The organism is Fictibacillus sp. BK138, from assembly GCF_004216955.1.
Classification (GTDB): domain Bacteria; phylum Bacillota; class Bacilli; order Bacillales; family Fictibacillaceae; genus Fictibacillus.
Map to the genome: position 1 here is coordinate 20,456 of NZ_SGXL01000006.1, position 20,523 is coordinate 40,978.

At 41.1% G+C, this 20,523-nt stretch carries 18 protein-coding genes and 1 tRNA gene; all 19 read left to right on the top strand.

Annotation, left to right across the window (positions count from 1 at the left end; genetic code table 11):
* Positions 1-185 precede the first annotated feature (185 nt).
* The 19 genes from glmU to EV282_RS19635 all read left to right on the top strand — a co-directional run bounded on the left by glmU (position 186) and on the right by EV282_RS19635 (position 20,479).
* Complete coding sequence (gene glmU / locus EV282_RS19540) at positions 186-1,565, top strand: bifunctional UDP-N-acetylglucosamine diphosphorylase/glucosamine-1-phosphate N-acetyltransferase GlmU (protein WP_130297502.1); 1,380 nt, start codon at positions 186-188, stop codon at positions 1,563-1,565.
* 32 nt (positions 1,566-1,597) lie between these two features.
* On the top strand, positions 1,598-2,548 hold the full coding sequence (locus EV282_RS19545; protein ID WP_077365594.1) for a ribose-phosphate diphosphokinase: 951 nt from the start codon (positions 1,598-1,600) through the stop codon (positions 2,546-2,548).
* 420 nt (positions 2,549-2,968) lie between these two features.
* Complete coding sequence (locus tag EV282_RS19550) at positions 2,969-3,640, top strand: 50S ribosomal protein L25/general stress protein Ctc (protein ID WP_130297503.1); 672 nt, start codon at positions 2,969-2,971, stop codon at positions 3,638-3,640.
* A 97-nt stretch (positions 3,641-3,737) separates the two neighbouring features.
* Complete coding sequence (gene pth / locus EV282_RS19555) at positions 3,738-4,298, top strand: aminoacyl-tRNA hydrolase (protein ID WP_130297504.1); 561 nt, start codon at positions 3,738-3,740, stop codon at positions 4,296-4,298.
* A gap of 64 nt (positions 4,299-4,362) precedes the next feature.
* A complete protein-coding gene (locus EV282_RS19560; protein WP_130297505.1) occupies positions 4,363-4,593 on the top strand; it encodes an anti-sigma-F factor Fin family protein in 231 nt (76 codons plus the stop codon).
* A 99-nt stretch (positions 4,594-4,692) separates the two neighbouring features.
* Positions 4,693-8,232 (top strand): transcription-repair coupling factor, encoded by a 3,540-nt coding sequence (gene mfd, locus EV282_RS19565; protein WP_130297506.1) that lies wholly within the window; start codon positions 4,693-4,695, stop codon positions 8,230-8,232.
* A gap of 145 nt (positions 8,233-8,377) precedes the next feature.
* On the top strand, positions 8,378-8,914 hold the full coding sequence (gene spoVT / locus EV282_RS19570; RefSeq protein ID WP_130297507.1) for a stage V sporulation protein T: 537 nt from the start codon (positions 8,378-8,380) through the stop codon (positions 8,912-8,914).
* A gap of 416 nt (positions 8,915-9,330) precedes the next feature.
* A complete protein-coding gene (locus tag EV282_RS19575) occupies positions 9,331-10,917 on the top strand; it encodes a putative polysaccharide biosynthesis protein (RefSeq protein WP_130297508.1) in 1,587 nt (528 codons plus the stop codon).
* Complete coding sequence (gene mazG / locus EV282_RS19580; protein WP_130297509.1) at positions 10,914-12,356, top strand: nucleoside triphosphate pyrophosphohydrolase; 1,443 nt, start codon at positions 10,914-10,916, stop codon at positions 12,354-12,356. The genes EV282_RS19575 and mazG overlap by 4 nt, the downstream gene beginning before the upstream one ends.
* Before the next feature lie 126 nt (positions 12,357-12,482).
* Positions 12,483-12,755, top strand: a complete 273-nt coding sequence (locus tag EV282_RS19585; RefSeq protein ID WP_130297510.1) for an HU family DNA-binding protein — start codon at positions 12,483-12,485, stop codon at positions 12,753-12,755.
* 2 nt (positions 12,756-12,757) lie between these two features.
* Positions 12,758-13,024, top strand: coding sequence for an RNA-binding S4 domain-containing protein (locus EV282_RS19590; RefSeq protein WP_130297511.1), 267 nt, complete (start codon positions 12,758-12,760; stop codon positions 13,022-13,024).
* 328 nt (positions 13,025-13,352) lie between these two features.
* The gene (gene yabP, locus EV282_RS19595; RefSeq protein WP_066285426.1) at positions 13,353-13,664 is read left to right on the top strand and encodes a sporulation protein YabP; all 312 of its coding nucleotides are present in this window, start codon (positions 13,353-13,355) and stop codon (positions 13,662-13,664) included.
* Entirely contained in the window at positions 13,661-14,260 is a 600-nt protein-coding gene (gene yabQ, locus EV282_RS19600; RefSeq protein WP_130297512.1) for a spore cortex biosynthesis protein YabQ, read from the top strand. Before yabP ends, yabQ begins: the two co-directional genes overlap by 4 nt.
* A gap of 20 nt (positions 14,261-14,280) precedes the next feature.
* Complete coding sequence (locus EV282_RS19605) at positions 14,281-14,640, top strand: FtsB family cell division protein (protein ID WP_066285430.1); 360 nt, start codon at positions 14,281-14,283, stop codon at positions 14,638-14,640.
* A 91-nt stretch (positions 14,641-14,731) separates the two neighbouring features.
* Positions 14,732-15,172, top strand: coding sequence for a S1 domain-containing RNA-binding protein (locus tag EV282_RS19610; RefSeq protein WP_130297513.1), 441 nt, complete (start codon positions 14,732-14,734; stop codon positions 15,170-15,172).
* Positions 15,173-15,525: 353 nt separating this feature from the next.
* A tRNA-Met gene (locus tag EV282_RS19620) sits at positions 15,526-15,602 on the top strand.
* A 323-nt stretch (positions 15,603-15,925) separates the two neighbouring features.
* Entirely contained in the window at positions 15,926-18,421 is a 2,496-nt protein-coding gene (gene spoIIE, locus EV282_RS19625; protein ID WP_130297515.1) for a stage II sporulation protein E, read from the top strand.
* A gap of 356 nt (positions 18,422-18,777) precedes the next feature.
* A complete protein-coding gene (locus EV282_RS19630) occupies positions 18,778-19,530 on the top strand; it encodes a vWA domain-containing protein (RefSeq protein ID WP_130297516.1) in 753 nt (250 codons plus the stop codon).
* Positions 19,493-20,479, top strand: a complete 987-nt coding sequence (locus tag EV282_RS19635; protein ID WP_130297517.1) for a serine/threonine protein kinase — start codon at positions 19,493-19,495, stop codon at positions 20,477-20,479. The genes EV282_RS19630 and EV282_RS19635 overlap by 38 nt, the downstream gene beginning before the upstream one ends.
* Positions 20,480-20,523: the final 44 nt, after the last annotated feature.

Genomic DNA, 20,523 nt, shown 5'->3' on the forward strand with positions numbered 1-20,523 from the left:
CTTTTTATTTGTCCATTTTTATAATAATCTGAAACCTCTGCAGAAAAATCAGCTTATTTCCTCCATATTTTTCTCTATTTATATCAAACCATTGACAATCCCGCGTCACTTCTTGAAATGCCCCCGCGTTTAAGATATATTCGTAATGGTATATTAAGAATTAGGAGAATGGATGGAGGTTCACTATGACAAATCGCTATGCGGTCATTCTTGCTGCGGGTCAAGGAACAAGGATGAAATCCAAATTATATAAAGTGTTACATCCTGTATGTGGTAAGCCAATGGTTCAGCATGTTGTTGACCAGATCAGCTCACTTCAAATGAAGCAAATGGTGGCTGTAGTTGGCCATGGGGCAGAAAAAGTTCAGGAACAACTGGGCGATCACATTCAGTATGTCCTTCAAGAAGAGCAGCTCGGAACTGCCCATGCGGTTATGCAGGCAGAAGAGGTTCTGGCTAACGAAGATGGAGTGACTCTTGTGGTGTGTGGTGACACTCCGCTTATTACATCTGAAACCATGGAAAAGCTTATTGCTGAACATGAATCACTTGGGGCAAAGGCTACTATCCTTACAGCGCAGGCAGATGATCCAACAGGTTATGGCCGTATCATTCGCAACAGTGAAGGTACGGTTGAGAGAAACGTTGAGCATAAGGATGCATCTGAGGAAGAGCGCAAAGTTACTGAGATTAATACAGGAACATACTGTTTTGATAATAAAGCGTTGTTTGAAGCTTTAAAGAAAGTAAGCAATGACAATGTACAGGGTGAATATTATTTGCCTGACGTAATTGAGATCTTGAAAAAGGCCGGTGAGGTTGTAGCGGCATATCAAACGCCCGATTTCAATGAAACGCTGGGTGTAAATGACCGAGTTGCCCTTTCAAAAGCGGAAAGCTTTATGAAAAAGAGAATCAACGAGCGTCATATGAGAAATGGCGTTACATTAATCGATCCAGAACAAACGTATATTTCCGATGATGCAGAAATCGGAAGTGATACAGTTATCTACCCTGGAACCGTTATTTTAGGAAATACGAAGATCGGTGAAGAGAATATCATCGGTCCTCAATCAGAAATAAAAGACAGTGTGGTGGGCAATGGAAATACAATCCGCCAGTCTGTCATCCATGACAGTGAAGTGGGGAATGAAACAGCTATCGGGCCGTTTGCTCACATTCGCCCTAAATCTGTTCTTGAGAATAATGTTAAGATCGGCAACTTTGTCGAAATTAAGAAATCTGTTATGAGCACAGGAAGCAAGGCTTCACATTTAAGCTACATTGGAGATGCCGAGATCGGCAAAGATGTTAACTTGGGTTGTGGATCTATTACTGTGAATTATGATGGTAAGAATAAGTTCCTGACAAAAGTAGAAGATGGTGCGTTCATCGGCTGTAATTCCAACTTAGTAGCACCTGTTACTGTGGGGAAAAACGCTTATGTTGCAGCAGGTTCTACCATTACGAATGATGTTCCGGCCGAGTCGCTGTCCATAGCAAGATCGCGCCAGACCGTTAAAGAAAACTACGTTCAAAAGCTTAACGAAAAACAAAACCAATAATTAATTAAGAGTGGGGAAGGATGAAGCCATCAATGAGTACGTATGTAGATCCTACATTAAAAGTTTTCACTTTAAATTCCAATAAGGAGCTTTCAAAAGAAATTGCCGAGCATATTGGAATTGAGCTTGGAGAAAGTTCAGTAACAAAATTCAGTGACGGGGAAATTCAAATCAACATTGAAGAAAGTATCCGTGGTTGTGAAGTTTATGTTATTCAATCCACTAGCGACCCTGTTAACCAGCACTTAATGGAACTTTTAATTATGATTGATGCTTTAAAACGTGCATCTGCTAAAACGATCAATGTCGTTATTCCATACTACGGTTATGCACGTCAAGACCGAAAAGCACGTGCACGTGAGCCGATCACTGCAAAGCTTGTTGCAAACCTGCTTGAAACAGCGGGAGCTACTCGTGTAATTGCAATCGATCTTCATGCAACTCAAATTCAAGGCTTTTTCGATATTCCTGTAGATCAGCTGCTTGGTGTGCCAATTCTTGCTAACTATTTCTCAAATAAAAACTTGGATGACATCGTTATCGTATCACCCGATCATGGTGGTGTTACAAGAGCGCGTAAAATGGCTGACCGTCTTAAAGCTCCGATCGCCATCATTGATAAGCGCCGTCCTCGCCCGAATGTATCAGAAGTAATGAACATCGTAGGTAACATTGAAGGCAAAACGGCAATCTTGATCGATGACATTATTGATACAGCGGGTACGATTACGTTAGCTGCTAATGCACTTATTGAAAACGGAGCGAAGGAAGTATATGCATGCTGTACGCATCCAGTACTTTCAGGACCAGCTATGGACCGAATCCAAAACTCTTCTATTAAAGAACTTGTTGTGACAAACACGATCGTTCTTCCTGAAGAGAAGAAAATCGACAAAGTAACACAGCTTTCCGTAGCTCCTTTATTAGGAGAAGCAATCATCCGTGTTCACGAGCAGCTATCAGTATCTAAGTTATTTGACTAAGTTGAAGTCTTCGTAAACTGGTACAAGCGATGTTCTAGAAGCAGTTTACGGTACGTGTTCTTATATTTATTACACGTTCGCTCAGGTTTTCTGACTTACGCTCAAAAACGCCGAGTTACGCTCAAAATTCTCTTTCTTCGCTCAGATTGACTTTAGTTTCGCTCAAACTATTCATTTTTCGCTCAAAGTCCCTCCTTTTTATAAAAAAGGGGGGATAAAACTTGATGGGGTACGCTGCAGGGGTCTCGCTTTTTCCGATATCTCAAAAAAGCTGGGGAGCTCACTGTACTCCTAGCGAAATGCGAGCATCTGGAGCGGGAATCAACCTTTCTAAATCGAGATAATAAACTTCACGTTTTAAAATCTTTCACTTCGGGTAATCCTTTTAAGAGACTCGAAATAGGAAAGGTGGATCTCATTATGGCAACGAATCTAACAGTCGAAAAACGAAATACTGAAAAACGTTCATTTTTGACGGAGTTAAGAAATAAAGGACATGTTCCGGCAAACCTTTATGGTTATGGAACAAAGTCTGTTGCATTGTCCGTTGATGAACCTGAATTTATTAAAGCTTATAGAGAAGTAGGTAGAAACGGCGTACTCAAACTTAAAGTGGATGGAAAAGATTATTCTGTAATGGTACAGGAAATGCAAGTACACCCATTAAAGAATGCAGTTACTCACATTGATTTTATTGCGATTGATTTAAATAAAGAAACAGAAGCTGAGGTGCCAGTTGTATTAACAGGCGATTCTGTGGGGGTTAAGGAAGGCGGAGTTCTGCAGCGTGTACACGCAACTGTAAACGTAAAAGCACTGCCGTCTGACTTCCCGGAGCAATTGGAAGCTTCTGTTGAAGACTTAAATATTGGTGATTCTCTATACGTTAAGGACTTGCCGACTGGCAGCAAATACGAAATTCTTCATGAAGAAGATGAAGTAATCGCGAGTGTTGTGCCACCTAAACTTCAAGACGAAGAAACTGACCCAGAAACTGAAGAAGCGGATGAAGCTGGAGATGCTCCAGAGTCCTCCGAATCTGTTGCTGACGATGGTCAGGAAGGTCAAGAAGACGAGAAGAAAGACGAATAGTTATATACAAAACGCAGCCTACGCTGCGTTTTTATTCTGTTTATCAGAATTGATGTATAATGATCGTATGACATTTTAAAGGTTAGGTGAACCAAAAGTGAAATTGTTTATAGGACTCGGGAATCCTGGGTCAAGATTTGATGGAACCCGACATAACATTGGGTTTGAAGTAATCGACAGACTTTCCGATTCTTTGAACATTCAAATGCAGCAAACAAAATTCAAGGGAATATACGGCACAGCCAACGTTGGCGGAGAAAAAATTTATTTGCTTAAACCTCTGACGTATATGAATTTGTCTGGTGAATGTATACGCCCATTCATGGACTACTTTCAAATACCTGTTGAGGACATTCTTGTGATTTATGACGACCTCGATACTCAACCAGGGAAACTGAGACTGCGAACGAAAGGCAGTGCTGGCGGTCATAATGGAATAAAATCTATGATTGCTCATCTTGGAACACAGGAATTTAAACGCATCCGATTCGGAATCGGCCGTCCGCAAAATCAGCAGCCTGTTCCTGATTTTGTACTTAACCGTTTCTCAAAAGAAGAACAGCTTGATGTGGAGAATGGAATTGAACGTGCAGTTAAAGCGAGTGAGGCTTTTATTGATACATCTTTTGATAAGGTGATGAATAAGTTTAACGGGTAAAGAATAGATTACACATGTTCCGCTCATAATGGTTAGTAGAATGCTAACCGAAAGGGGAACGTATATGGCTATTCATTACAGGTGCAGGCATTGTAAAACCCATGTTGGCACCATCGATCACCATACTGTGAACACTTCGAACCTTGGATTTGAAGCACTATCTGCAGAAGAACGGCAGGAATTACTCTCTTACAAAGAGAATGGAGATATAGAGGTAACGACTACTTGTGAAGATTGTCAGGATACATTAGAACGATATCCTGAATTTCATACACTGAAATCTTTTATTCAATAAGGTATTGCTTTGGCCGCAGGCTATGATGCGGACCAAAGCCTTTTTCTGTTTACATGTCATTGTTTACGGCTAGGAACGGCGCGAGAGGGGGAGGAAAAATTGCTCGGATTAAAGAGATATTTTAGTCAGGGAGAAGATATTGATTCAATATTAAACGGTATAAATGCCGGACTGAAAGAACAGTTAGTTGCAGGTCTTTCAGGGTCTGCCCGTACGATGCTGATCAGCAGCCTTCATGAAAAAACGGGTAAGCCTCAACTGGTTGTCACACATAACCTATTTCAGGCACAAAAATTGTATGAAGATTTAATTTCCCTTCTACCTGAAGATGAAGTTTATTTATATCCGGTAAACGACTTAATCTCTTCAGAAATGGCGATATCAAGTCCAGAATTAAAGAGCCAGCGCATCGATGCTCTGAACTATTTAAGCAATTCTGCTTCAGGTGTCATCATTACACCGATTGCGGGACTAAGAAGATACTTGCCGCCTATTGAAACTTGGAAACAAGCAGGGCTTTCTTTTCAAATGGGAGAGGAGATCGATCCTGATCAAATATTGAATAAGCTTGTTGCTATGGGGTATGAACGGACATCAATGGTCCAAACTCCTGGCGAATTTAGTGTGCGTGGGGGAATTATTGATATTTTCCCTCTAACTCTTAAGAACCCTGTTCGTATCGAACTATTCGATACAGAGATCGATTCTATCCGGTACTTTGAAGCAGAAACGCAGCGTTCAAAGGATAAAGTACAAGAGATTTCTATTGCCCCTGCAGAAGAACTCATTTTGTTTGATGAGCATTACGAACAAGCCGCTGGTCGAATTGATGCGAGGCTGGCAGATACACTGAAAAATATTAAAGATGATTCACTTAAAGAGATGCTTGTTGAGAATATAAGTTATGAAACAGGACGTTTAAGAGAACATCAACAATTCCAAGGCATGTATAAGTATGCTTCTTTGTTTTACGATAATCCCGCAAGCCTGTTGGACTATGTTTCTTCTGATTGTTTAATCATTATGGATGAGATAGGACGAATACAGGAAACGAGCCAGCAACTTGATAAGGAAGAAGCAGAGTGGCAAACCGCACTTTTGGAACATGGTGAACTTGTCAGGGGTCTCACGATATCCCCTGACACGAACGGAATCCTAGGTGATAAAAAGAGTTTCCCGATTATTTATCTATCTCTTTTCTTAAGGCATGTTCCGCATACTCAGCCGCTGAACATTTTAAATGTAGAATGCAAAAGTATGCAGAACTTCCATGGACAGATGAATGTACTAAAAGGAGAAATGGATCGCTGGAAGAAGCTCGGCTTTGCGATCGTTTTTGTTGCGCTTAACAAAGAACGTGCAAACCGGCTCGAAAGAGTTCTGGCTGACTATGAGATGGATGCCGGGATAATAGATGACGACAAAGATATTCGCCCGAAAACAAGCCAGATATTACTTGGAGATCTTGCTAGTGGATTCGAATCAACAAAGCAAAAACTTGTTGTTATAACAGAAGAGGAAGTTTTCACGAAAAAAGCGAAGCGTCCTGCCCGTAAGCAGAAGATGACAAATGCTGAACGAATAAAAAGCTACTCGGAGTTAAAAGTCGGGGACTATGTTGTTCACGTTAACCACGGGATCGGAAAATATTTAGGGATTGAAACGCTCGAGATCAAGGGCGTGCATAAAGATTATCTGCACATCAAGTACTCTGGCAATGATACGCTTTATGTACCTGTGGACCAGATCGATCAAGTACAAAAGTATGTAGGCTCTGAAGGTAAAGAACCCAAGATCTACTCATTAGGCGGAAGTGACTGGAAAAAAGTAAAGAGCAGAGTAAAGTCATCTGTACAGGATATCGCAGATGATTTAATCAAGCTTTATGCTGAACGTGAAGCAAGCAAAGGATACGCGTTCTCAGAGGATGGTGCTGAACAGAGTGAATTTGAAGGCAGCTTTCCGTATCAGGAGACAGAAGACCAGCTGCGTACGATTGAAGAGATTAAAAAAGACATGGAAAGCATTCGTCCTATGGACCGGCTGCTCTGCGGAGATGTTGGCTATGGAAAAACAGAAGTGGCAATCCGAGCTGCTTTTAAAGCGATTATGGATGGAAAACAGGTAGCTTTTCTCGTACCGACGACCATTCTTGCTCAGCAGCACTTCGAAACATTCCGTGAGCGGTTTTCAGAGTTTCCGATTACGATTGGCAGCTTAAGCCGTTTCCGTTCAAAAAAAGAACAAAACGAAGTAATTAAAGGTTTAAAGGCAGGTACTGTAGATATTGCGATCGGTACGCACCGTCTTCTTTCAAAAGATGTGCAATATAAGGACCTGGGATTATTAATTATTGATGAAGAGCAGCGTTTTGGGGTCACGCACAAGGAAAAGATTAAAACGCTGAAATCGAATGTGGATGTACTTACATTAACAGCGACACCAATTCCGCGTACCCTTCACATGTCCATGCTCGGTGTACGTGATCTGTCGGTCATAGAAACGCCACCTGAAAACCGTTTCCCTATTCAGACTTATGTCATGGAGTATAACGGTTCATTGGTCCGTGAAGCCATAGAAAGAGAGATGGGCCGCGGCGGTCAAGTGTATTTCCTATATAACCGGGTTGATTCTATAGAGAGGATGGCTGAACAGATTTCTATGCTTGTTCCTGATTGCCGAGTGGCATATGCACACGGGCAAATGTCAGAGAACGAGCTTGAAACGGTCATGCTTGAATTTTTAGAAGGAAACTATGATGTATTAGTATCAACAACGATTATTGAAACGGGTGTTGATATTCCGAATGTGAATACGCTAATCGTCTATGATGCAGATAAGATGGGCTTATCCCAGCTTTATCAGCTCCGCGGCCGTGTAGGAAGATCCAACCGCGTTGCTTACGCGTATTTTACGTATCAGCGTGACAAAGTTTTAACAGAAGTCGCTGAGAAACGACTGCAGGCAATTAAAGAATTCACAGAGTTAGGTTCAGGCTTTAAGATTGCGATGCGCGACTTGTCTATCCGAGGTGCCGGAAACCTTCTTGGTGCACAGCAGCATGGATTTATCGATTCTGTAGGTTTTGACCTTTATTCGCAAATGCTTGAAGAAGCAATCGAGGAACGCAAAGGAACGAAACCAAAAGAAGTGGAAGAGGAGATGGACTTCAATATAGAAGTGGATGCTTATATTCCATCAAGTTACATTGGGGATGAGAAACAAAAGATAGAAATGTATAAGCATGTACGTGCCGCTAAATCGCTAAAAGATATTTCGGATCTGCAGGAGGAATTCATCGATCGTTTTGGCGATTATCCAGTGGAAGTTGAATGTCTGCTGCTCGCAGCGGGAATAAAGCTGCGTGCTAAGCGTGAAGGTATTCAATCGATCGAACAGAAGCAAGACACGATTAATATGCTCCTCACCGAAAGTTCAACAGCATCAGTTGATGGAGGAAAAATGTTTGAGATCGCAAACAAAATCGGAAGACACGTGAACCTAGGTATGCAAAATAACTTTATGAAAGTGGTTATTAACCGAAAACGCCTCAAAGATCTGGAACTCTTAAAACAAGTCGACCTTTTCCTAAAAGAAATAAAGCATGCGAGGAAAGAAAAGACAACAAATACACGCTAAAATTTAATAAGCCCTCTCATTCGTGAATAGAACAGGAGATGTAACAAATAATAAACCTAGAAAATGGAACATTCTTTCAGAGAAGGAACCATTTTGTTGTTACATCAGTGCACTATCATCATCCGAAAGTGAGGGCATTATTTATATGAAAGCGACTGGTATCGTTCGACGTATTGATGATCTTGGGCGCGTTGTTATACCTAAAGAAATCCGCAGAACACTGAGGATTCGCGAGGGTGACCCGCTTGAGATTTTTGTAGACAGAGATGGAGAAGTCATCTTAAAAAAATATTCTCCTATTAATGAGCTTGGCGACTTTGCGAAAGAATATGCCGAAAGCCTTGCTGACAGTACAGGTCATGTTGTTTTAATTGCTGACCGTGATACATATATTGCGGTAGCTGGCGGATCCAAAAAAGACTATTACAATAAAGCGATCGGCAAAGTAGTAGAATCTTCTATGAGTGACAGGAAGACTCTGGTTGAATCAAACGGTACAGAAGCTGAGCTTATTGATGGTATTAAAGAAAATACATCTCATGTAATCGCACCAATCATAGCGGGTGGCGATCCAATCGGAGCGGTCGTTATGATCGGAAAAGAAGGAAAGAAGCTTACTGAACTGGAGCAGAAACTTGCTGAAACAGCTGCAGGATTTTTAGCCAGACAGATGGAGCAATAAGAAAGGGCTAACTTCGCCCTTTCTTTTTTTATTTTCCATATATGTGTATCGCCGGGCGATACGTTGCAACAAAGGCATGAGCGCTTGTGGTATAATACGTTGAATTAAAAAGAATTGTAAAGAGATGTGTCGACATGTGTCGTCCCGGGAAATATTTATCTAAATACACTCTCTAAAAAGGATTGATGCTTCTGCTAGGAATTTTTATTTGACACCTGGCAGGTTGATAGGAGTGTAAGGCACGAGACTCCAGCGGGACAAGTGGGACAGGTGAGACTCCTAAGGGCGCAAAGCGCGAGGAGGCTCACCGCCCGCCCCGCGGAAAGCGAGTGTCCTGAAACGGAAATCAACAACTTTCAAAAGCAACGCTGATTGAGTCTTTTAAAACGAAAGAAACGGATTTTTGAGGTACTAAAATGAACACAAAAAAGTCTTCTGTTTGGGAAGGTGCTTTACTGCTTACTGCAACAGCACTTGTTGTAAAATTATTAAGTGCCGTCTACCGGATTCCCTATCAAAACATGACAGGTGATTTCGGTTTTTATGTATTTCAGCAAGCTTATCCATTCTATGCGATATCCGCTGCTGTTGCTTTTACAGGATTTCCGATGGCTCTTTCTAAAATGATCGCATCTAAAAACAGCAACAATGATCATCTTATAAAGACATCAATTTGGACATCCTTTTTGTTAGGGATTGTTTCTTTTATATTTTTATTTATTACCGCACCTTACATAGCCGTTTTAATGGGTGACAGCCACCTTTCTTTACCGATTCGTGTTATATCCGTACTGTTCTTATTTATACCGCTGTCTGCTTTTCTCAGAGGTGCGTATCAAGGGTATGGTGATATGCAGCTTACAGCAGTTTCACAGCTGCTCGAACAAACTGTTCGGGTTTCAGGAATATTATTAATTTCATTTTATTTTGTAAGAGAGGGTTATTCCAGCTATGAAACAGGAGCAGGCGCATTATCGGGATCGGTTTTAGGTGCTGCCGCCTCAGGATTATTCCTTTTGTTCTTCTGGAGAAAAGGAATCACTCCCGCTTATCATCCTAAGGCGAAAATAAGGGTTTCATATGGAATGGAACTTCTGAAGTCGAGCATTTATCTTTCCTTAAGCGCACTTGTTTTAGCACTGATGCAGCTGGTTGATGCATTCCTTTTTGTAAACGTGTGGGTTGAAAGCGGAATGCAGGCATATGACGCCAAACTGCTAAAAGGGGTATTTGACCGAGGTCAGCCTCTTCTTCAGCTAGGAACTGTAGCCGCCGCCTCTGTAGCACTTGCTGTCGTCCCGGAAATGGCACATTTAGTGCAGCAAAAAAGAAACGCTGATATCCAGTCGCTTACAAAGCTGTCAGTAAAGATTTCTGTTGTTTTTGGCGGTGCAGCAGCAGTCGGGCTCATTTGTATCATGGAACCTTTAAATACTATGCTTTTTAGGAATGCAGAGGGTTCATCTGCACTTGCTGTATTGTGTTTGTCCATTGTTTCGGTATCAATTATTTATACTTCTACAGGCCTTTTGCAGGGAATCGGTCATGGAAGATATGCAGCGGTATCCATTTTGGCTGCAATGCTCGTGAAAGTTGCGGGAAACCTGATATTGATACCGCACTTCGGAATGGAAGGAGCAGCACTTTCAACTGTTATTGCTACAAGTATTGCTGCCGTGCTCCAATTAATAAGACTCCAGATGGCTACGAGGTTTTTGAGCAATATACGAGCAGTTAACCTATTCTCTTATCTATTTACATTAGGTGTTATGGCTGCAGGTGTTATGTTGTGGGTATTTATTGCCGAAAATATTTTTGAAGGTGTTTCTAGGTTAGATGCTATGTTTATCAGCATAACTTCTGCTGTACTTGGCGGAGTGATCTACCTAACAGCCATCATAAAATTAAAAATTTTTTCTCAAAGTGAGTGGGAATCAGTATTCCACTCGATCGATACGATCAGGAAGTTAGTAGAACGGCTGAAAAAAAGGAGGCCAAAATGAAAAAAAAGATTACGATTATAGGCTTGGGGGCAGGGAACCTAGATCAAATGACGCTCGGTATATATCGGTTGCTCGAATCAGCAGAAACCATATATGCCAGAACGATCCATCACCCTGCTGTAGAAGAGCTTATCGCACAAGGGAAAACATTTATAACATTTGATGATATATACGAAAAGCATGATCAGTTCCAGCCTGTATATGAGGAAATTGCAGAACTGTTATTTAACGCTGCTGAAGAAACCGGGCATGTGATTTATGCCGTGCCAGGTCATCCTTTAGTTGCTGAGCAGGCAGTGCAGCTACTGCTGCATAATGCTGATCAAAATCATACAGAAGTCTCTGTAGCAGGCGGTAAAAGTTTTCTCGATGAAATGTACACGGCTTTAAAGATTGACCCGATTGAAGGTTGTCAAATACTTGATGGAACCTCACTAAAAAAAGAAGAGATCCAAATTCGGCATCATCTTGTTATCGTTCAAGTGTACGATTCATTTATCGCATCGGAAGTAAAATTGACACTCATGGAGAAGTACCCAGATGATTATGAAGTGACTGTTGTAACAGCAGCCGGGAGCTCAAGTGAGACGATCAAAAGAGTTCCGTTGTTCGAGTTAGATCAATCTGTTACATTAAACAATCTAACCGCTGTATACGTACCACCTGTTAAAGAAGACACATTGATGTACAGAGATTTTGCTTTTTTAAAAAGTGTTATCGAAAGATTGAGGGGGCCTGGAGGCTGTCCATGGGATCAGAAACAAACACACGTCAGTCTGAAGAAATATTTAATTGAAGAAGCGTATGAAGTGCTCGAAGCGATCGATGAGGAAGATGATGAAACTTTGGCTGAAGAGCTCGGTGATGTTCTGCTGCAAGTGCTTCTGCACGCTCAGATTGGCGAAGAAGAAGGTTTTTTTGCGATAGATGATGTGATCTCTGTCTTAACCGAGAAGATGATCCGCCGTCACCCTCACGTGTTTAGTAACGTAAATGCAGAAGACGCCGATGAAGTCGTTGCAAACTGGGAAGCTATAAAAGCTCGGGAAGCGGGCAAGGAAAAAAGAGAGTCTCTGTTAGACGGTGTGCCTAAGGGAATGCCGGCTATTCAAAAAGCCTTTCAATATCAGAAAAAAGCTGCTAAGGTTGGATTCGACTGGAAAGAAACAGAGCCGGTTTATGAAAAGATTTTAGAAGAGTTAAAAGAATTTCAGGAAGCTGAAGGTGAAGAACAGTTGAAAGAGCTTGGTGATCTGCTGTTCTCCGTTGTAAATTTAGCCCGTTTCTATAAAATCGATCCTGAAGAAGCTCTTAACGCAACGAACAGAAAGTTTTATCAGCGGTTTCGTTATATTGAGTCAGCACTAAAGGAAAAGAACCTCTCATTTGAAGATGTTACATTGGAAGAAATGGATCGTCTGTGGGATGAAGCAAAATAATTTTTTTTTCTACAAAGAAGGATTATAGTGAGAAATAGAGAATATTTTCTCGAGAAATACCATGAACCCTTAATTATAAAGGGTTTCTAACGAATTCTTTGAAAGAAACCTTAGGAGGTAATAAAAATGAACAAAAATGAATTGGTAACAAATATCTCAGAAAAGTCAGGTCTTACTAAGAAAGATGTAGAAACAGTCGTTAATGGCGTAATCGATGAAATCACTGCTGCTCTTAAAGGCGGAGAAAAAGTACAGTTTGTTGGATTTGGAACTTTTGAAACTCGCGAGCGTTCTAGCCGTACTGGCCGCAACCCTCAAACAGGTAAAGAAATTCAAATCCCAGCTGCTACTGTTCCAGCATTTAAAGCAGGAAACAAGCTGAAAGAAGCTGTTAAGTAAGCATGCGCTTAGACAAATTTCTGAAAGTCTCCCGTCTTATTAAACGGAGAACCGTGGCGAAGGAGATTTCAGATCAAGGCCGTATCACGATAAACGGATTGCAGGCGAAAGCTTCTTCTGATGTAAAAGTTGGGGACGTGCTTACGATTCGCTTTGGCCAAAAGCTTGTAAAGGTGAAAATCAACGAGCTTAAAGATACGACCAAAAAAGAGGACGCGGATAACATGTATACCGTTCTCGAAGAAAATCGCATCGAAACGACTGAGTAAAGAACCTGAATTCTTCAGGTTCTTTTTCCTTTTGTGGTTTTAGCATGGTTGTTCTATGTGAGTTGTTGATTTACGCTCCAGGTCCTCGCTTTCCATGGGGCGTGCGGTGAGCCTCCTGCCGCTTTGCGCCATTAGGAGTCTCCACCTGACCGCTCGTCCCATAGGAGTCTCGGACCTTGCGCTTCAATCAACTTACATGGAGGATAAAAAGAAAACATCCAAAACAAGAATACTACTGACTCAAAAAACAGCTCTTTTGATTCATCATAGCTTGTTCTATTCCCCCAGCCTGTTTCATACATTTGTATGGAATAGAGGAGGGGAATGTATGGACCAACGATATGATTTCAATAACAACTATAATCAAAAAGTAAGCACTCCAAATCATGATGTTAGAATGATAGGCCGTAAGAATCTGGAGATCACAGGTGTTAAGCAAGTTGAAAGTTTTGATAATGAGGAATTTCTGCTTGAAACCACGATGGGCTTTCTAGCGATACGCGGGACAAACTTGAAGATGAAAAACCTTGATGTCGAATCTGGTGTGGTGAATATCGAAGGAAAAGTATTCGATCTTGTCTACCTAGACCAGCAAACCGGTGAAAAGAATAAAGGTTTCTTCGGCAAATTGTTCAAATGACGTTAACCGTACAGTTTCAAACCATGCTGGCTATGGGTTTCATGGGGATATGGATCGGTATGGCTGTTGATACCTACAGCCGGTTCATCCATGAAAAGCGAAAGTGGCACTGGCTTCATTTCTTAAATGATCTGCTCTTTTGGCTGGTACAGGCTTTGCTGGTTTTTTATGTTCTTCTTCACGTCAATCACGCCGAAATTCGCTTTTATATTTTTATTGCTTTAATTTGCGGCTATGCTGCTTATCGTGCACTTTTCGAAAACATATATAAAAAGCTGCTGGAATGGTTTGTTTCAGCTGCAGCAGCAATTTTCCGGTTCTTATATAATCTGTTCAACAGTTTACTTGTGATGCCGATAAAATGGTTGATTATGCTTATTACGGGTATTCTTTTATATGTATTGAAGCTTTTACAAAGAATAATCTTTGTTTTATTAAAGATTCTTTTTTCTCCTTTTAAGTGGATCGGAAGCCTTGTATGGCGTTTCATTCCAAAACAAAAATGGTATAATTTAAAAGAGAAATATTTAAAAATTGCAGGGTTTTTTAATTCAGTGAAGAATAAAGTCAGCAATTGGAAGGGAAAAAAGAAGTAAAGGAGGGGAAGAGCGAACAAATGCGCCAAAAGAAGATAACAGAGATTCACTCACAATACATCCAGAATAAAGAACGCCATGAGAAGGTGATCGCTAAACGTAAACGCGGGCTGTACAGGCGTTTAACGGGGGCTTTTATCGTATTTTCCTTTTTTGCTTTTTTAATTATTACGGGTATTGCAGAGCAACTCTCCCTTTTAAATGAAAAACAGACGGAACAGAAAGAGCTGACCGAAGAATATAAAGCTCTTTTAGAAGAAAAGGCACAACTTAAAGACGAAGTGAATAAACTAAAAGACGAAGAATACATTGGAGAAATCGCCAGACGCGACTTTTTTATGTCAAAGCCTGGTGAAACAATCTTTAAACTTCCAGAATAAAGCAAGAAGCGTTCATTGACACGCAGATTTTTTCGAATGTATAATAAGTATTGATATCTTTTGAGATTTTTTAAGGAGGAGCATTTTTTGCATGTCAATTGAAGTAGGCAGCAAGTTGCAAGGGAAAGTTACTGGGATTACTCATTTTGGAGCGTTTGTTGAGCTGCCAGGGGGTACTACAGGACTCGTGCATATTAGCGAAGTTGCGGATAATTACGTAAAGGACATCAACGAATTTCTTAAAGTTGGTGATCAAGTCGAAGTAAAGGTTATGAGCATCGAAAAGGACGGAAAGATCGGTCTGTCTATTAAGAAAGCAAAAGAAAATGTTGCTTCCACTAGACCTGCACCATCTAGAGGCGGATTCAACAAATCCCGCAAAGGTCCAAATCGCGGCGGTAATAACCACTCTACTGCATTATCTTTTGAGGATAAGATGAGCAAGTTCCTTAAGGATAGTGAAGACCGACTCACTACTTTAAAGCGTAGTACTGAATCAAAAAGAGGAGGCCGCGGCGGCCGAAGAGGATAATTGATGCATTTTTAATGCTCATTCATCTATATATGGCTAGCATCCTATTCATTAGGGTGCTTTTTGTTTGCTGTTTTTTAAAGTAGTTGATCTCCACTCCAGGTGCTCGCTTTCCGCGGGGCGGGCGGTGAGCCTCCTGGCGCTTCGCACCCTCAGGAGTCTCACCTTTCCCACTCGTCCCGCAGGAGTCTCGCACCTTGCGCTCCAATCAACTTGTCAGTGATGAAATTTACAAAAAGCGTTATAATATAGCTTGAACGCAGTCCTGTAAAAACTTTTTTCGACAAAATTCAAAAGAACCGTTGACAGTTATAGAGGATTCTTGTAATATACTACTTGTGTCTTTTACAAATGGCGGTGTAGCTCAGCTGGCTAGAGCGTACGGTTCATACCCGTGAGGTCGTGGGTTCGACTCCCTCCGCCGCTACCATTTTTTGACACTTACATACTAAAATGTTCAAGAGCGCTTGCAAATGGCGCTCTTTTTTTATGCCTAAAAATATATTCAAATTAAATCCCCGTTTTTATTAATAAATAACCATTTATTTTTCATCATAATTCTTCTTAATCTCTTTTAATTCATTAATTAAGCTATTCATTTTATACGAATGCTGTCCTCTTTTGCTTTTCTTTCGTGAAATGGTGGGGAAGACCGTCGAGAAGTTTTTCTAGTAAACATTGTTCTTTTGACAAAATCTTTGTTCTAAACCTGTTTATAATGGTTACACAAATTGGAAACGGGTGGTGTATGGGATGTGGCAGAAGGTAGAACAAGAAGTACTCGAACCGATTAGAGGCATGGTGTGGGTAGAGAAGGGTCAGCAGGCAGTCTATAAGACAAGTAAGAGATGGCTTCAGATTTTGAACCAGAGCATTTTTAATTGGAGAATGCTGTTGTTTGGAATTGGCTTTTTGTTAGGACGAGCTATGATTTTAGCTGAGATGGCTCCATTTGCATTGCCTTTTGCAGCAAGTGTATTTGTCTTAAGAAAAGAACGGACAGGTATTGCTGTATTTGCAATACTTGCCGGCGCACTGACACATCAGCCGATCAATGCCTTGTTCTTCATAAGTGCCTTGCTTGTCTATGCGTGTCTGCAGAAAGGTACCGATCTATTTATCAAAAATAGAATTCAAAGTTTGCCGCTATTGGTATTCGGATCAAGCCTGATAACCCGAACATTATTTTCTTTATTTGGGGAAGGCGGACTTGAGCGGGTCGATACGATGCTTGCTCTTGTGGAGGGAGGACTGAGCTTAGTACTCACCTTAATCTTCCTTCAATCCATTCCTTTGTTAACGTATAAGAAGATTCCTCAGTCATTGAAGAACGAAGAGATCGTATGTTTAATGATCCTTCTCGCCTCAGTAATGACAGGTACAATCGGCTGGCAGATCAATGATGTCTCCGTTGAACATGTCGTATCCCGTTATCTCGTGCTTTTGTTTGCTTTTGTCGGTGGTGCAGCGATCGGATCTACGGTTGGTGTAGTCACTGGTTTGATTCTCAGTTTGGCTCAAGTAGCAAGTCTGTCTCAAATGAGCCTGCTCGCGTTCTCTGGTTTGCTAGGCGGACTTTTAAAAGAAGGGAAAAGATTTGGGGTAAGCTTAGGGCTTATCATCGGAACTGTATTGATCGGACTGTATGGTGAGGGCAGGGCAGAAATTACATCTACCTTGATGGAATCAGGATTTGCCATCCTTCTGTTTCTGTTAACTCCTAAAACAGCGATAAGCAATATATCAAAATATGTTCCGGGTACAAGAGAGCATTCGATGCAGCAACAACAATATTTAAAAAAGATTCGTGATGTTACAGCGAGCCGCGTCGAAAGATTCTCTTCATTATTCCAGGCGCTGTCTCATTCGTTCGGTTCAGTTGGATTGTCATTGAATGAAGAAGAAAGCTCACGAGAAGTTGATTTGTTCTTGAGCAATATAACAGAAAAAACATGTCAGACATGCTTTAAGAAGGAACAATGCTGGGCTCAAAACTTCACTTCCACCTATGACCTAATGACAAAAATTATGGTCGAACAAGAAGATTACGGCGATATAAGAGACCGGAAGTTAAAACGTGATTGGGAAAAGCACTGTATTAAACCGCAAAAAGTTACAGATTTAATGAAACAGGAACTATCTCAATATAAAGCAAGCCAAAAGTTGAAGATCCAAGTTCAGGAAAGCCGCAGACTTGTCGCGGATCAGCTTATGGGTGTTTCTCAAGTCATGGGGAACTTTGCAAAAGAAATTCAGCGGGAACAGGAAAATCATCAGATTCAAGAAGAGCAGATTAAAGACTCATTATTCCAAGCTGGGATTGATGTTGGGCATGTTGATATTTACAGCTTAGAAGCGTCAAACGTTGATATCGAGATGACGATTCCTTACTGCAACAATTCCGGAATCGCAGAGAAACTTATCGCACCGATCTTATCGGATATTTTAGAAGAGACGATTCTTGTTACACATGAGGAATGTGCGAATTATGCAACGGGTTTCTGTCACCTGTCATTTCATTCAGCAAGGGAATATGTGGTGGAAACAGGAATTGCTTCAGCAGCAAAAGGAGGAGCTTGGCTTTCTGGAGACAGCCACTCGACGATTGAAATTGGTGCCGGCAAATTTGCTGTAGCTATAGCTGACGGAATGGGCAACGGCGAACGTGCCTTCATAGAAAGTAATGAAACCCTTCAGCTTCTGCAGAAAATTCTTCAGTCAGGCATTGAAGAAGAAGTAGCGATCAAATCGGTAAATTCCGTATTATCGCTGAGAACAACAGACGAGATCTTCTCAACGCTTGATCTGGCTATGATCGACCTCCAGGACGCATCTGCTAAGTTTTTGAAAATCGGTTCGACTCCAAGTTTTATTAAAAGGGGTGACCAAGTAAAAACAGTGGAAGCAAGCAACTTGCCGATGGGCATCATCCAGGATTTTGATGTAGATGTTGTGGACGAGCAATTAAAAGCAGGGGATATTCTGATCATGATGAGTGACGGAATCTATGAAGCCCCTCGTCACATTGAAAATATTGATGCATGGTTAAAACGCAAAATAAGAGAAATCGATACTGACGATCCTCAGGAAATCGCAGATCTTATTATGGAGGAGGTTATCCGATCAGGAAATAACGGAATCGAGGACGATATGACTGTGGCGGTAACGAAGATCGAAAAAAATATCCCGAAATGGGCAACTGTCCCTCATTACCCGAAAGTAAACTTAAACAGAAAGAAAGCCCAATAGTTTATTAGAATAAGAGGCTGTCCAGAAAGTAAGTAAACTTACTTTCTGCAGCCTCCATTTTTTATTTTTCATTAAAAATAAAAAATAACTGAAACCCTCATTTAAGCTTTCATATGATATATATATTCTTCACTAGGCTTACCTAAGAAAGCGAGCATCCTGGAGCGGAAATCAACATCTTCTTATAGCAATAATATTTAAGAAATAGCTAATCAAACGAGGCATGACATTAAACGTTTTTAGTTTTGAATCATGCCTCTTTTTTATGAGCAAAAAGACTCTTTAAACGTATATTCCAAGACCTTTTTGACGATGATGGTAATACGTTAAAAATCGTACTTGAGAGGTGTTAGAGAATGCGTAAAAAAGGAACGTTGAGGCAGATTCTGCTGATTACAGACGGTTGTTCAAATCAAGGTGAAGATCCAGTAGCGATGGCGGCACTTGCTCATGAGCAAGGCATTGCAGTAAATGTAATCGGGGTATTGAATGAAAATGCGCCTGAGTATCACAGACAGGGATTAAAAGAAGTAGAAGATATAGCGATGGCTGGAGGAGGAATCAGTCAGGTCGTTTATACGAAACAGCTTGCACAAACGGTAAAGATGGTAACACAAAAAGCGATGGCCCAAACGATTAAAGGTGTCGTTAATGCAGAACTGCAACAAATCCTCGGAAGCAAATCTACGATGGAGGATCTTCCTCCTGATAAACGCGGAGAGGTGATGGAAGTCGTCGACGAAATGGGAGAAACTATGAACCTCGAAGTATTGGTATTGATAGATGCATCCGGCTCGATGGAAGATAAGATGCTGACCGTTCAGGAATCATTGCTGGATCTATCTATCTCACTAAATTCGAGAATCGGTGAAAATGAGTTTTCGATTTTTGCTTTCCCTGGAAAGAAGAAAGAAGTGGAAGAATTATTAAGCTGGTCTTCGAAATTAGATTCGATCGGCAAAATATTTTCAAAGCTTACACTAGGCGGAATTACACCAACAGGCCCGGCAATAAAAGAAGGGATCGCTGCATTCACTCGTAAACGATCCTCGAAAAGGAGCTTCTTGTCCGATGATGCCCCAGGATATATCGAAGAGTCCGGTATGTAACTTAGCTGCAGGAGAAGAAATTCGTGGAAAATGGAACCAGCTTATCTATCGTATACGCCGCCGTTTAGGTTATGGTGCAACAGGTGCGGTGTATCTCGCTGATTCTATTAACGGTACGGTTGCTTTAAAGATCGGACATGACCAGATGTCGATTACATCAGAAGTGAATGTGCTGAAGCGTTTTTCTAAGGTCCAGGGGAAAGTCCTTGGACCTTCTTTAATCGATGTGGATGATTGGCAGATAAGAAGCGTAACATACCCGTTTTATGCGATGGAATATTTAAAAGGTGAGACGCTTTTTGATTTTATGCGGCCGAAATCCCCCGAATGGGCGGGGATTCTGCTCGTTCAGCTCTTAACAGATCTGCACATGCTTCATCAGGCAGGCTGGGCTTTCGGGGATTTAAAGCCTGACAATTTACTTGTTACGGGTCCCCCATACCGGATCAGATGGATTGATGTCGGCGGTACGACTGTCATGGACCGGTCTATAAAAGAATACACAGAGTTCTTTGACCGGGGGTATTGGGGGAAGGGTTCACGAAAAGCGGAGCCTTCTTATGATCTGTTTTCAGCTGGAATGGTGATGGTGAACCTGGCTTATCCAGCACGTTTTACGAAAAAGAGTGATCCCGATAGACAGATGCAGGAATTAAGAAAAAACAGTCCTATGCTTAGACTTTACGCACATATTCTTGAGAAGGCATGGAACGGAAAGTATCGATATGCTGAAGAGATGAGAAATGAACTTGTGCTTTTATTGAATGAAAAAGATAAACGCACAGTTCAGCAAAATAAAAATCCTGCTGTACAAAAAAAGGCAGCTGTACAAAAGCAGACAAGACAGTCACAAAAAAAGAAACAGAAAAGTTTTATTGCCGAAACTTTTTTAGTATTTACTTTTGTCTTTGTGGTTTATTTATTTTATATGCTCGGCCAGACGATGTAAGAGTGTAAGTCAGCAGCATTCTTTGATATGATTTTAAGGAGAAT